The sequence below is a fragment of the Variovorax sp. GW821-FHT09D07 genome (assembly GCF_059416345.1).
Genome location: NZ_JBWKOY010000004.1, coordinates 117,547 through 130,670, shown reverse-complemented (window position 1 = coordinate 130,670; position 13,124 = coordinate 117,547). Strand labels below are relative to the sequence as shown.

Genomic DNA, 13,124 nt, shown 5'->3' with positions numbered 1-13,124 from the left:
GGGTCAGAACCAGCGCTCGCGCATCAGGGCGAGCATGGCCTGCGCGGCGCGGCCGCGGTGGCTGTTGGCGTTCTTCACGTCGGGCGGCAGCTGGGCGAAGGTCTTGCCGAAGGTCGGCAGGTACATGACGGGGTCGAAGCCGAAGCCGTTGTCGCCGATGGGCGCGGGCGCGATCTCGCCGACCACGCGGCCGACGGCAATGAGCGGCTCGGGATCGTCGTGGCGACGCAGCGCGACCAGCGTGCTGACGAGCGCGGCGCGGCGATTGACCACGCCGTCGAGCTGTTCGAGCAGCGCTTTCACGTTGTTGGCGTCGCCCTTGGCGTAGCCGAACTGCGTGGCGTAGTAGGCGGTGTCGACACCCGGCAGGCCGCCGAAGGCGTCGACGCACAGACCGGCGTCGTCGGCGATGGCCGGCAGGCCGGTGGCGGCGCTGGCGTGGCGCGCCTTGGTCAGCGCGTTCTCGACGAAGGTGCGGAAGGGTTCTTCAGCCTCGCCCACGCCGAGTGCCGACTGCGGCACCAGGGTGACGGACAGCTCGGCAAACAGCTGCTGGAGTTCGGCGAGCTTGCCCGCGTTGTTGGAAGCCAGAACCAGTTTCATGGAAAGTCAAAGATGGCTGTGGTGCCCTATGGAGGGCGGGCGCCAGTAGCTAGTGGTTGTGGTCGTCGGTCGTTCAGTTCGAAAGCAGGGCTTGCTGCTGCAGGCTCACGAGTTCGCCGATGCCCTTTTCGGCCAGGCCGAGCAGGAGGTTCATTTCGTCGCGCGTGAAGGCCACGCCTTCGGCCGTGCCCTGCACTTCGACGAAATGGCCGGCGCCGGTCATGACGACGTTCATGTCGGTGTCGCAGGCCGAGTCTTCGGTGTACTCGAGGTCGAGCAGCGGCGTGCCTTCGACGATGCCCACCGAGATGGCGGCCACCTGGCCCTTGATGGGCGAGGCCTTGAGCGCGCCGGAGGCCAGCAGCTTGTCGACGGCGTCCTGTGCGGCCACGAAGGCGCCGGTGATGGCCGCGGTGCGCGTGCCGCCGTCGGCCTGCAGCACGTCGCAGTCGAGGTGGATGGTGCGTTCGCCCAGCGCGGCGAGGTCGAACACGGCGCGCATCGAGCGGCCGATGAGGCGCTGGATTTCCTGCGTGCGACCGGTCTGCTTGCCCTTGGCGGCTTCACGGCTGCTGCGGGTGTGGGTGGCGCGCGGCAGCATGCCGTATTCGGCCGTCACCCAGCCTTCGCCGCTGCCCTTCTTGTGCGGCGGCACTTTTTCTTCGACCGAGGCGGTGCACAGCACGCGGGTCTGGCCGAACTCGATGAGCACGGAGCCTTCGGCGTGGATGGTGAAGCCGCGGGTGATGCGCACGGGGCGCAGCTGATCGGCGGCGCGGCCGCCGCTTCGTGTGAAAGCAGTCATGTGTCTGGAGGAAACCGAAAAAGAAAAAGAAAAACCGCGAGACCCGATCAGGAGATCAGGCCTTGCGGGCGGCAGAGCGGCGAATGGCTTCGTTGATCTCGGCGATGGAGCGCTCGATGGCGTCTTCGTCGAGGTCGTCGATCTCGCTGTCGGACGGCATGCCGGCCTGGATGGTCGAGGCGAACACGCCGTCGTCGATGGTTTCGGTGGACACGCCGCGGTCGTCGCCGGGCGTCTCGGGCATTTCCCACTCGAGCGCGATCAGCGTCACGTTGTCGCTGTGGGCGCCGCCCTTGCGCAGCGCCATCTCGGCGAGGTCGGGCGCGGCGTCGGACACGGGCTTGCCGGACGAGAGGGTGTGCACGATGACGGCGTCGTCGAGCACGCCCCAGACGCCGTCGGAGCACAGCATGAGGCGGTCACCGCGCTGCAGCGGCAGCGGCGCCGACACGTCGAACAGCGGCGTGGTGGGCGAGCCGAGGCAGGTCAGCAGCAGGTTGCGGTTGACGGGCGCGTCGGTGGCGCCGTGAGGCTTGGGGCGCTCGGCATGCGAGTGGTCGCGCGTGCGGGTCAGCAGGCGGCCGTCGCGCACGACGTACAGACGCGAGTCGCCGCAATGCAGCCAGGTGGCCGTGGCGTTCTGCAGCACGGCCGCGACGACGGTGGTGCGGGGCGTGTCGAGCATCGCCTTGTGGCTCGCGTACCGCATGATCTGCTGGTGCGCCGACATGGCCGACTCGGCCAGGAAGGCCTTCACGTCCTTCACGGTGGGGCGGGCCTCGCGCTGGTACAGCGCGGCGATGGTCTGCAGCGCCAGCTGGGCCGCCACTTCGCCTTCAGGATGGCCGCCCATGCCGTCGGCGAGCACGAACAGGCCCGACTCCCGCGTGTAGCAATAGCCCATGCGGTCTTCGTTCTTGAGACGGCCGCCCTTGCGGCTGACCTGGAACACGGAGAACTTCATGTCGATCAGGCCGGACGGGTGGTGGGCGCGGCGGCGCGCGGCAGGCTCTTCTTGTCGAAGGAGCGGATGTTGTCGATCGACAGGCGCACCTTTTCGCCGACCGTGAGCTTGGTGTAGCGGCGCTCGCCTTCGCGGCTGAGTTCCTTTTGCAACGCGAACACCGACTGCGGGCGCGAAAGCGGGTCGAGCGACATGCACCACTCGACCACCTCGATGAGGTTGTCGGAGTACACGCCGCGCAGGCGCGAGAGCGACAGGCTCAGGCGGTCTTTCTCGATGCGCCGGGGTGCGTCGTTGGGCGGGTAGCCCTGCATGCAGGCGTAGATGCAGGCGCCGATGGCGTAGATGTCGGTCCAGGGGCCCATCGACGAATCGCGTCGGTACATCTCGGGCGCGGCGAAGCCGGGGGTGTACATGGGGCGGATGAAGATGCCTTCCTTGCTGAGCACTTCGCGGGCGGCGCCGAAGTCGATCAGCACGGCGCGGTCGTCGTCGGTGACGAAGATGTTGGCGGGCTTGATGTCCAGGTGCAGCATCTTGTACTGGTGGACGATGCGCAGGCCGCGCAGGATTTCGTCGAACAGCGAACGGATGGTCGATTCGCGGAACACCTTCTGCCGCTTCAGGTCGCGTGCCGTGACCACGAAATCCTGCAGGGTCGCGCCCTCCAGGTAGTTCATGACCATGTAGACGGTCTCGTTTTCGCGGAAGAAATTGAGCACGCTGACCACCGACGCATGCGAAATCTGCGCGAGCGAGCGGCCTTCTTCGAAAAAGCTCTTGAGCCCCAGGCGGTACAGCGACAGCTTCTCGGGCGGCACCTGCGGCGCCAGTTCGCCGGGGCCCCGCGTGGCGAGCGACGAAGGCAGGTATTCCTTGACGGCGACCTGCTGGCCGTTCGGGTCGATCGCGAGGTAGACCACGCCGAAACCGCCCGCGGAAAGCCGGCGAACAACGCGATATCCGCCAATGACCGTATCGGGCAACAGGGGCGTAGGCTTGACCTTTGACATAATCCGGGAGTTTCGCCCGAAGGCGATGGTGCGGCAAGCGAACGCTGTACCGACGCCTCGGTGCTTGCAAGCAAAACCACAGTGAGGCGCAATGCCAGTTTACAGCATGACCGGCTACGCCAGCGGCCAGAACGGCCCCGCAGGCAGCCACTCCGAAGCCGATGCACGGCCCTCCGCCGCGGGCCGGCTCGGGGTCGAAATCCGCTCGGTCAACAGCCGCTTTCTCGACCTCACCTTCAAGCTCCCCGAGGAGTTGCGCCAGCATGAGACCGCGCTGCGCGAGCTGCTCACGGGCAAGCTCAAGCGCGGCAAGGTCGAGGTGCGCGCGGCCATCGAGAACACGTCCCAGGCGGGCGTGGTCGAGCCCTCCGTCAAGCTGCTTCAGCGGCTGAACGGCGTGCAGGACGGCATCCGTGCCTGGCTGCCCGGCGCCCGCGAGCTCAGCGTGGCCGACGTGCTGCGCCTGGCCGGCAGCGACGGCGCCACGCGCGGCGACTGGGGCCCCGACCTGCTCGACGTGGCAGGCAAGGCCCTGGAAGCCCTGATCTCCGCCCGCCAGCGCGAAGGCGCCCGGCTGGCCAAGATGCTCGAAGCGCACCTGGCGCAGCTGCGCACCCTGGTGCAGCAGGCCGGCCCGCTGGTACCGCAGCTGGTTGAACAGCAGCGCAACCGCTTCCTGGAACGCTGGCAGGAGGCCATGGGCCTGACCGCCGGCACGGGCGGCACGCTGCCCGAAGCCGCCCAGGACCGCGCCCTGACCGAAGCCACCGCCTTCGCGATTCGCATCGACGTGGCGGAAGAGCTCACCCGGCTGAACTCGCACCTCGACGAGATCGAGCGGCTGCTCAAGAAGGGCGGCGAGATCGGCAAGCGGCTGGATTTCCTGATCCAGGAACTGCACCGCGAAGCCAACACCCTGGGCTCCAAATCGGCCGCCCTGGAACTCACGCGCATCGGCGTGGACATGAAGGTCCTCATCGAGCAGATGCGCGAGCAGGTGCAGAACATCGAATGACGACGAGCCTACCCATGGACTACCCCGGCAATATCTTCGTGGTCGCTGCGCCCAGCGGCGCTGGTAAATCGAGCCTGGTCAAGGCGCTCATGGAGCTCGACTCGGCCGTTCAGCCCTCGGTCTCCCACACCACGCGCCCCCCGCGCGGACAGGAAAAACACGGCCGGGAGTACTTTTTCGCCTCCCCGAGCGAGTTCGACGCCCTGATTGCGGCCGACGGCTTCGTGGAATGGGCCCATGTGCACGGCCACCGCTACGGCACGTCGAAGAAGGCGGTCGAGGAGCGGGTGGCCCTGGGCACCGACGTGATCCTCGAAATCGACTTCCAGGGCGCGCTGCAGATCCGCAAGACCTTTGCCAATGCGGTCATGATCTTCATCCTCCCGCCCAGCTGGGAAGAGTTGCGCTCCCGCCTCGAGCGGCGCGGCGAGGACAGCGCGGCGGTGATCGAATTGCGCCTGAAGAATGCGGCCGAAGAGATGGCCCAGGCCGGAAAATTCGATTTCGTTATAATCAACGAGTTATTTGAGCGCGCACTTTTCGATCTCAAGGCGATCGTCCACGCGCAGCGGCTCCGGTATTCCGCACAGCGCAGAGCCCGTGCCGATACGTTCGCCGCACTGAACATCCCTTGAAATCCCCGCTCACCGACCGAAAGAATTCATCATGGCCCGCATCACCGTCGAAGATTGTCTCGTTCAGATCCCGAACCGTTTCCAGCTCGTTCTCGCCGCCACGTACCGTGCGCGCATGCTGAGCCAAGGCCACGCCCCCAAGATCGAGAGCAAGAACAAGCCCGCCGTCACGGCCCTGCGCGAAATCGCCGAAGGCAAGATCGGCATCGAGATGCTCAAAAAAGTGCCGGGCTGATCTGACGCAGCCCCGCAACGAAAAGGCACCGCATTGCGGTGCTTTTTTTACGTCTGGACGCGTCCACAGAGCGGTCACGCTAAAGTGGTAGCCATGAGCGCGGTCGCCAAACCTCCGTCCCCCACGCCGAAACCGAGTCCGGCGGCGCTGAACGCGGCCGCCGCGAGTTTTGCTGCGCTGACGGCCCGCCTCGACTACCTCAGCCCCGAAGACACCGAGCTGGTGCGCCGGGCCTACCGCTTCGCCGACGAAGCCCACCTCGGGCAGCTGCGCAACAGCGGCGAGCCGTACATCACGCATCCCATCGCCGTGGCGGCGCAGTGCGCCGAGTGGAAGCTCGACGCCCAGGCGCTCATGGCCGCGCTGCTGCACGATGCCATCGAGGACTGCGGGGTCACCAAGCCGGAACTCATCGAGCGCTTCGGCGCCCCGGTTGCCGAGCTGGTCGACGGGCTCACCAAGCTCGACAAGCTGCAGTTCAACACGCGCGAAGAGAACCAGGCCGAGTCCTTCCGCAAGATGCTGCTGGCCATGGCGCGCGACGTGCGCGTCATCCTGGTCAAGCTGGCCGACCGCACGCACAACATGCGCACGCTGGCCGATGCGCCGCGCGAGAAGTGGGCCCGCATCTCGCGTGAAACGCTCGAGATCTACGCCCCCATCGCGCACCGGCTGGGCCTGAACCAGACCTACCGCGAACTGCAGGACCTGTCGTTCCGCCACCTCAAGCCCTGGCGCTACGCCACGCTGGCCAAGGCCGTCGCCAAGGCCCGCGGACGACGACGAGACCTGATCCAGAAGGTGCAGAAAGAGGTCGAGACGGCCTTCTCCGCCGCCGGCATGACGCTGCGCATCGCGGGCCGCGAGAAAACGCTCTATTCCATCTACCGCAAGATGGAAGAAAAACACCTGAGCTTCGCGCAGGTCACCGACATCTACGGCTTCCGGCTCATCGTGCCGAACGTGATCGCCTGCTACACCGGCCTGGGCATCCTGCACCAGATGTACAAGCCGCTGCCGGGCAAGTTCAAGGACCACATCGCGATCGCCAAGCTCAACGGCTACCAGTCGCTGCACACCACGCTGGTGGGCCCTGCCGGCGTGAGCGTGGAGTTCCAGCTGCGCACCGAGGCCATGCATGTCGTGGCCGAATCGGGCGTGGCGGCGCACTGGCTTTACAAGGCCGCCGAGCCCAACGCCGCGAGCAACGACCGACTGGGCACCAAGTGGCTGCAGTCGCTGCTCGACATCCAGGACGAGACACGCGACGCCGCCGAGTTCTGGGACCACGTCAAGGTCGACCTGTTCCCTGATGCCGTCTACGTCTTCACGCCCAAGAGCCAGATCATGGCGCTGCCGCGCGGCGCCACGGTGGTCGACTTCGCGTACGCCATCCACAGCAACATCGGCGACCACACCTCGGCCGCGCGCATCAACGGCGACCAGGTCCCGCTGCGCACCGAGCTGAAGAACGGCGACGTGGTCGAAGTGATCACCGCGCCCGTGTCCACGCCCAACCCCGCCTGGCTGGGCTTCGTGCGCACCGGCCGGGCACGCTCCAAGATTCGCCACTACCTGAAGACGCTGGCGCATGCCGAGTCCGAAGGCTTGGGCGAGAAGCTGCTGGCGCAGGCGCTGCGCGCCGAAGGCCTTGGCAAGCTGCCCGAGGAAGACGACGAACACCAGGCACTGTGGGAGAAGCTGCTGCGCTTCACCGGCAACCGCACCCGCGCCGAGCTGCTGACCGACATCGGCCTGGGCAAGCGCATCGCGAGCATCGTCGCTAAGCGGCTCATGGCGCTATTGGCCGAGATCGGCGAGCGCCCTGACGCCCTGCTGCTCAGCCGCGAGCGCTTCACCTCGCACGAGGCCGTGTCGCAAGGCGCGGTGACGCTCGACGGCAGCGAGAACTCTTCCGTGCGCTTTGCGCAATGCTGCCGGCCCATTCCCGGCGACCAGATCGTCGGGTACCTCGGGCACGGCGAAGGGCTGGTGGTGCACACCGACGACTGTGGCGTGGGCCAGCGCCTGCGCAACAAGGACAGCGAGCGCTTCTTCGCGGTCGAATGGGCCGACGAGCCCACGCGTGCCTTCGAGACCGGCGTGGTCATCACCGTGCGCAACGACAAGGGCGTGCTGGCCCGCGTGGCGGCCACGCTGGCCGATGCCGAGGCCGACATCACGCACGTGGAAATGGCCGACGAGACCCCGCAGGACTCGACCGACCTGCGCTTCGTGATCGCAGTGCGCGACCGCACGCACCTCGACGCCGTGCTGCGCGCCGCGCGCCGGACCGCGTCGGTACTGACCGCGGCGCGGACGATTCCGGCGCCCTGACCTTCTTCTTCGTCAGTTCGCCGGCGTGCGCGGCGCCGGGTAGCTCACCGACAGGATCTCCACCTCATGCGCCCCGCCAGGGGTCACGAGCTTCACCACGTCGCCTTCGCGCGCCTTGAGCAGCGCGCGTGCGATCGGTGAAATCCAGCTGACTTCCGACTTGGCGCTCTCGGCCTCGTCGATGCCGAGAATGGTGACGCTGCGCTCGTCGCCGGTCTCATCGACATAGCGGACCGTGGCGCCGAAGAAGACCTGGTCGCGGCCATGGTGCACCGACGGATCGGTGATCTCCGCGATCTCGAGCCGCTTGCCGAGGAAGCGGATGCGCCGGTCGATCTCGCGCAGGCGCTTCTTGCCGTAGAGGTAGTCGCCGTTCTCGGAGCGGTCGCCGTTCTTCGCGGCCCAGTGCACGGCCTCGACGACCTTGGGGCGCTCCTCGTCCATCAGCTGCAGCAGTTCGTCGCGCAGGCGCGCGTAGCCCTCGGGCGTGATGTAGTTCTTGCTACCCGCCGGCAGCGCGGGTGCGGCGCCGCCTGCGCCGTCATCGTCGTCGTCCGCATCGGCGTCCGACTCCTTGGTGAATGCCTTGTTCAATGCAGAGCCCTTCAAATCGGAAATACTGGGCGCCCTTGCCGCGCCCTACAAGCCGGTAAGTTTGCCGCAACCGCAATCCCCAGGAGACAGGAGCCCCCGTGATCGCCACCGGACATTTCCCATGCCGTCGCCATGCCTCGGCGGGGCTTCATTTGTACGCTCTCGCGGTCCTTGCTGCCGCACTGGGCTTTCTTCCCTTCGACACCCACGCCAGGACGCAGACCTGCTTCGTCGTGAGCATCCACAGCGGCGACACCCTCACCGCCCGCTGCGGCGACGCGGCCAGCGCCAGTGCGTGGCGCCGCGTGCGCCTGCAGGGCATCGAGGCGCCAAAGCCGGGGCAGCCCTTCGCCGAGCAGGCCCGGCAGAAGATGCACGACATGGTTCGCCTGAAGCCAGCGGACGTCGACTGCGACGCTTCCACATCCCATGCCCGCGAGCGCATCTGCCGCGTGATGGTGACGCCGGACTCGGCACCCAACGGCCCGAGGACGCTCGACGCAGGCCTGGCACTGCTGACCGTCGGATTGGCACGCTGGCAGCCCGCGCAGGCGCAACGCCTGTCGCCCCAGGAGCGCGGGCAGTATGAATTCGCGGAGGAAGAAGCGAAGGCCAAACGGGCTGGCCTCTGGAAAGACGCGCGACCGACGCGACCTTGATGCGAGCGCGGCGCAATGACCGGCCAAAGAAAAAGGGTTAGCTCGAAAAACGAGCTAACCCTTGAAGAGTGGTGCGGCTGGCAGGAATTGAACCCACGACCCCTTGGTTCGTAGCCAAGTACTCTATCCAACTGAGCTACAGCCGCACAGCTTTCGATTATAGCGTGTTTTTTCGCCCACCCCAACCTTTGTGATCGAAAGCTGAAAATACGGACGACGGCCACCCGCAATGGGGCTTGTTGCAACGCATCCGACCCATGCCGTTCCAAAGAGGCCCTTCCGACCCGGTACACTCCGCCCCGCCCGGAATAAGCCTGGGCCGCCGTAGGCAACACGGCGCCATACCATCCAAGGAATACTGAATGAACCGCATCGAACTGGTCGAGAAGATCGCCACCACCCACAACCTGAGCAAGGCCGAGGCCGCACGCGTCCTCGAAACGATCACCAGCAGCGTCGTCGCTGCCGTGAAGAAGGGCGATTCGGTCCAGCTGGTCGGCTTCGGTACTTTCAAGCAAGTCGCACGCGCTGCACGCTCGGGCTTCAACCCCCAGGCCGGCACCAAGATCAAGATCGCCGCCACCAAGGTGCCGAAGTTCGTCGCCGGCGCTGCCTTCAAGGCCGCCATCGACCCCAAGGCCGCCAAGCGCAAGGCTGAAAAGGCCGCTGCTGCACCTGCTGCCAAGAAGGCCGCCGCTCCCAAGAAGGCTGCTGTCACCAAGGCTGCTGTCACGAAGGCAGTCGTCGCCAAGGCTCCCGCCAAGAAGGCCGTCGCCAAGAAGAAGTAAGACGCATGGTGCGACGCTGCGCAGGCCCGGCCTGGCAGCTGTCCGTATCGACGTCAAAAAGCCGCCCTCGGGCGGCTTTTTTTGTGGGCGCCTGCCGCGCAGCGAATGCGACAGCGAAACCCTCTTTGCGAGGGCCCAAACGAAAATAGCCTGGAAGAGAAACTCTTCCAGGCTATTCGAGAGATGGTGCGGCTGGCAGGAATTGAACCCACGACCCCTTGGTTCGTAGCCAAGTACTCTATCCAACTGAGCTACAGCCGCGCAGCCTTGAATTCTACCCCGCCAAAAGCGCTGTTCCGGTGAGGCCTTCAAAAAAGCTTCATCGCCTTGTGATGCGACGGCCTCAGGCCACCTGTTCGCCGCCCGCCTTGCGCCCCATCAGCCGTGCGGCCACGCGCTTCACCAGCAGGTAGAACAACGGCACGAAGAAGATGCCCAGTGCCGTCGCCGCAAGCACGCCGCCGAACACCCCGGTGCCGATCGCGACCTGGCTGCCCGAGCCCGCGCCCGTGGCCACCGCCAGCGGGATCACGCCCGCCAGGAAGGCCAGCGAGGTCATCAGGATCGGCCGCAACCGCAGGCGCGCGCCTTCGGCCACCGCCTCGAGCAGCGGCACGCCACGGCGCAGCGCGGCCTCCGCGAACTCGATGATCAGGATCGCGTTCTTGGCCGACAGGCCGATGGTCGCGAGCAGGCCGACCTGGAAGTAGATGTCGTTCGACAGCCCGCGCAGCGCCGCCGCGATCACCGCGCCGAGCACGCCCAGCGGAATCACCAGCATCACCGACACCGGCACCGACCAGCTCTCGTACAGCGCCGCCAGGCACAGGAAGACCACGAGGATCGACAGCGCGAACAGCAGCGGCGCCTGCCCCCCCGACAGCCGCTCCTGGTACGACAGGCCGCTCCAGGCCTGGCCCGTGCCGCTCTGCTTCTTCGCGAGGGTCTCGATGGCCGCCATGGCCGTGCCCGAGCTCGTGCCCTGCGCGGCCGCGCCCTGGATCTGCACCGCGGGCAGGCCGTTGTAGCGCTCGAGCTGCGACGCGCCCTGCGACCAGCGCGTGGTGGCAAAGGCCGAGAACGGCGTCATCGCGCCCGTGCTGCCGCGCACGAACCACTGGCCGATGTCGTCCGGCGCCGAGCGGTACGGCGCATCAGCCTGCACGTACACGCGTTTCACGCGGCCGCGGTCGATGAAGTCGTTGACGTAGCTGCCACCCCAGGCAATGCCCAGCGTGGTGTTCACGTCGTCCAGCGACAGCCGCAGCGCCGAGGCCTTCAGCTGGTCGATGTCGACCTGCAACTGCGGCGTGCCGGCCACGCTGTTGGCGCGCACCGACTGCAGGCGCTTGTCCTTGTTGGCCTCGCGCACCAGTTTTTCGCGTGCCTGCAACAGCCGCTCGGCGCCCATGCCCGAGGTGTCCTGCAACCAGAACTCGAAGCCGTTCGATTCGCCCAGCCCTTCGATGGGCGGCGGCACCATGCCGAAGACCTCGGCGTCGCGCTGCTGTTTGGCCAGCGCCTTGCCGGCACGCTCGACGATGGCGTGCGCGCGCTTGTCGGCACTGGCGCGCTCGGACCAGTCCTTCAGCGAGACAAACGTCATGCCCATGTTCTGCCCCGAGCCGCTGTAGCTCCAGCCGGTGAGCGTGAAGATGGTGTCGGTCGTGTCCTTCTCTGTCTCGAGAAAATGCTTTTCGATGGTGCGGTTCACTTCGTCGGTACGGCCCGAGGTGGCGCCGGCCGGCAGCGTCGCGATCACCATCACGCTGCCCTGGTCCTCTTCCGGCAGGAAGCCGCCGGGCAGGCTCAGGTACAGCAGGCCCATGCCGGCCACGATGGCGACATACACCGCCGTGAAGCGCAGCGGCTTGCGCAGGATGCGGCCCAGCACGCCCACGTAGCGGCCCTGCGCGGCGTCGAAGCGGCGGTTGACGGCGCCCAGGAAGCCGCGTGTGCGCGGCGGCACGCCGGCCTTCAGGAAACGCGCGCACAGCGCCGGAATGAGCACGATGGCCACCACCACCGACAGCACCATCGACGCGATGATGGTCACCGAGAACTGCCGGTAGATCACGCCCACCGAGCCGCCGAAGAAGGCCATGGGCAGGAACACCGCCGACACCACCACCGCGATGCCGACCAGCGCGCCGGTGATCTCCTTCATCGACTGGATCGTGGCCGCCTTCGCATCGAGCCCCTCTTCGTGCATGACGCGCTCGACGTTCTCCACCACCACGATCGCGTCGTCCACCAGCAGGCCGATGGCCAGCACCATGCCGAACAGCGTGAGCACGTTGATCGAATAGCCGAAGGCCGCCAGCACGCCGAAGGTGCCCAGCAGCACCACCGGCACGGTGATCGCGGGGATCACCGTGGCGCGCCAGTTCTGCAGGAAGAGGAACATCACGACCACCACCAGCGCGATGGCCTCCAGCAGCGTGCGGATGACCGACTGGATCGAGATCTTGACGAAGCGTGTCGTGTCTTCCGCGTAGGCCACGCGCAGGCCCGCAGGCAGCGAGCGCTCGAGCTCGGCGATGCGCGCCTTCACCGCGCGGGCGGTGGTCAGCGCGTTGGCGCCGGGCGCCAGCATCACGGCCGAGCCCGCGGCCGGGTGGCCGTTCAGGCGCGTGGTCTCGGCATACGACTCGCTGCCGATTTCCACCCGCGCCACGTCGCCCAGCCGCACCACGGCACCGTCGGCCTGCGTCTTGAGGACGATGGCCTTGAACTGGTCGGGCGTCTGCAGCCGTGACATCGCGGTGACGGTGGCGTTCAGGTGCTGCGTCGGCGCCGATGGCCGCGCGCCGATCTCGCCCACCGACACTTGCGTGTTCTGCGCGGTGATGGCAGCCGTGACGTCGGACGGCATCAGCTGGTAGCTGGCCAACCGGTGCGGGTCGAGCCAGATGCGCATGGCGTACGCCGCGCCGAAGGCCTGCACCGAGCCCACGCCGTCGACGCGGCTGATGGGGTCGCGCAGGTTGCTGGCCATCCAGTCGGCAATGTCGGTGTCGGTGCGCTGGCCGGTCTCGTCGTAGAGCGCCACGATCAGCAGGAAGTTGTTTTGCGACTTGGCGACCGTCACGCCCTGCTGTTGCACCGCCTGCGGCAGCCGGCTGGTGGCCTGGCTGACCTTGTTCTGCACCTGCACCTGCGCGGTGTCGGGGTCGATGCCCTGGCGAAAGGTGACGTTGATCTCGGCCCAGCCGGCGGCGCTGCTGGTCGACTTGAAGTACATCAGGCCGTCGATGCCCTTGAGCTGCTGCTCGAGCACCTGCGTGACGCTGTTTTCCACCGCCTGCGCCGAGGCGCCGGGGTAGTTGGCCGACACGACCACGGTCGGCGGCGCGATGTCCGGGTACTGCGACACCGGCAACGTGCGAATGGCCACGCCGCCGGCCAGCATGATGAGGATGGCAATGACCCAGGCGAAGACGGGCCGCAGGATGAAGAAATGAGCGATCACGGGA

At 67.0% G+C, this 13,124-nt stretch carries 12 protein-coding genes and 2 tRNA genes; 6 read left to right on the top strand and 8 right to left on the bottom strand.

From position 1 onward, the window contains the following. Positions 1–3 precede the first annotated feature (3 nt). The 4 genes from AC07OX_RS16295 to AC07OX_RS16280 all read right to left on the bottom strand — a co-directional run bounded on the left by AC07OX_RS16295 (position 4) and on the right by AC07OX_RS16280 (position 3,385). Entirely contained in the window at positions 4–603 is a 600-nt protein-coding gene (locus tag AC07OX_RS16295) for a non-canonical purine NTP pyrophosphatase (RefSeq protein WP_070062009.1), read from the bottom strand. A gap of 73 nt (positions 604–676) precedes the next feature. Continuing rightward, entirely contained in the window at positions 677–1,408 is a 732-nt protein-coding gene (gene rph, locus AC07OX_RS16290; protein WP_495261188.1) for a ribonuclease PH, read from the bottom strand. 55 nt (positions 1,409–1,463) lie between these two features. Beyond that, positions 1,464–2,372, bottom strand: coding sequence for a PP2C family protein-serine/threonine phosphatase (locus tag AC07OX_RS16285; RefSeq protein WP_495261189.1), 909 nt, complete (start codon positions 2,370–2,372; stop codon positions 1,464–1,466). Positions 2,373–2,377: 5 nt separating this feature from the next. Next, on the bottom strand, positions 2,378–3,385 hold the full coding sequence (locus AC07OX_RS16280) for a serine/threonine protein kinase (RefSeq protein WP_056573330.1): 1,008 nt from the start codon (positions 3,383–3,385) through the stop codon (positions 2,378–2,380). Positions 3,386–3,476: 91 nt separating this feature from the next. Here AC07OX_RS16280 and AC07OX_RS16275 point away from each other — a divergent pair, with 91 nt between their 5' ends. From AC07OX_RS16275 to AC07OX_RS16260, 4 genes are all read left to right on the top strand, one after another. Continuing rightward, positions 3,477–4,400, top strand: a complete 924-nt coding sequence (locus AC07OX_RS16275) for a YicC/YloC family endoribonuclease (RefSeq protein WP_495261190.1) — start codon at positions 3,477–3,479, stop codon at positions 4,398–4,400. A gap of 14 nt (positions 4,401–4,414) precedes the next feature. Next, entirely contained in the window at positions 4,415–5,035 is a 621-nt protein-coding gene (gene gmk / locus AC07OX_RS16270; RefSeq protein ID WP_062476362.1) for a guanylate kinase, read from the top strand. 31 nt (positions 5,036–5,066) lie between these two features. After that, entirely contained in the window at positions 5,067–5,270 is a 204-nt protein-coding gene (rpoZ, locus tag AC07OX_RS16265; RefSeq protein ID WP_013543330.1) for a DNA-directed RNA polymerase subunit omega, read from the top strand. 93 nt (positions 5,271–5,363) lie between these two features. Then, a complete protein-coding gene (locus AC07OX_RS16260; RefSeq protein WP_095746649.1) occupies positions 5,364–7,607 on the top strand; it encodes a RelA/SpoT family protein in 2,244 nt (747 codons plus the stop codon). A gap of 12 nt (positions 7,608–7,619) precedes the next feature. Here AC07OX_RS16260 and greB read toward each other — a convergent pair whose 3' ends face one another. Then, on the bottom strand, positions 7,620–8,201 hold the full coding sequence (greB, locus tag AC07OX_RS16255) for a transcription elongation factor GreB (RefSeq protein ID WP_495261191.1): 582 nt from the start codon (positions 8,199–8,201) through the stop codon (positions 7,620–7,622). A 98-nt stretch (positions 8,202–8,299) separates the two neighbouring features. On the opposite strand from greB, the gene AC07OX_RS16250 reads away from it, so the two are divergent. Beyond that, entirely contained in the window at positions 8,300–8,860 is a 561-nt protein-coding gene (locus AC07OX_RS16250) for a thermonuclease family protein (RefSeq protein WP_495261192.1), read from the top strand. Positions 8,861–8,929: 69 nt separating this feature from the next. Here AC07OX_RS16250 and AC07OX_RS16245 read toward each other — a convergent pair. Then, positions 8,930–9,006, bottom strand: a tRNA-Arg gene (locus AC07OX_RS16245). A gap of 216 nt (positions 9,007–9,222) precedes the next feature. Here AC07OX_RS16245 and AC07OX_RS16240 point away from each other — a divergent pair. Beyond that, positions 9,223–9,648, top strand: coding sequence for an HU family DNA-binding protein (locus AC07OX_RS16240; RefSeq protein WP_062476298.1), 426 nt, complete (start codon positions 9,223–9,225; stop codon positions 9,646–9,648). A gap of 184 nt (positions 9,649–9,832) precedes the next feature. Here the strand turns inward: AC07OX_RS16240 and AC07OX_RS16235 are convergent. After that, positions 9,833–9,909: transfer RNA gene (locus tag AC07OX_RS16235), tRNA-Arg, on the bottom strand. Positions 9,910–9,991: 82 nt separating this feature from the next. Beyond that, positions 9,992–13,120 carry an efflux RND transporter permease subunit gene (locus AC07OX_RS16230; protein ID WP_495261193.1) on the bottom strand — a complete coding sequence of 1,043 codons (3,129 nt, stop codon included), beginning with the start codon at positions 13,118–13,120 and terminating at the stop codon, positions 9,992–9,994. Positions 13,121–13,124 lie beyond the last annotated feature (4 nt).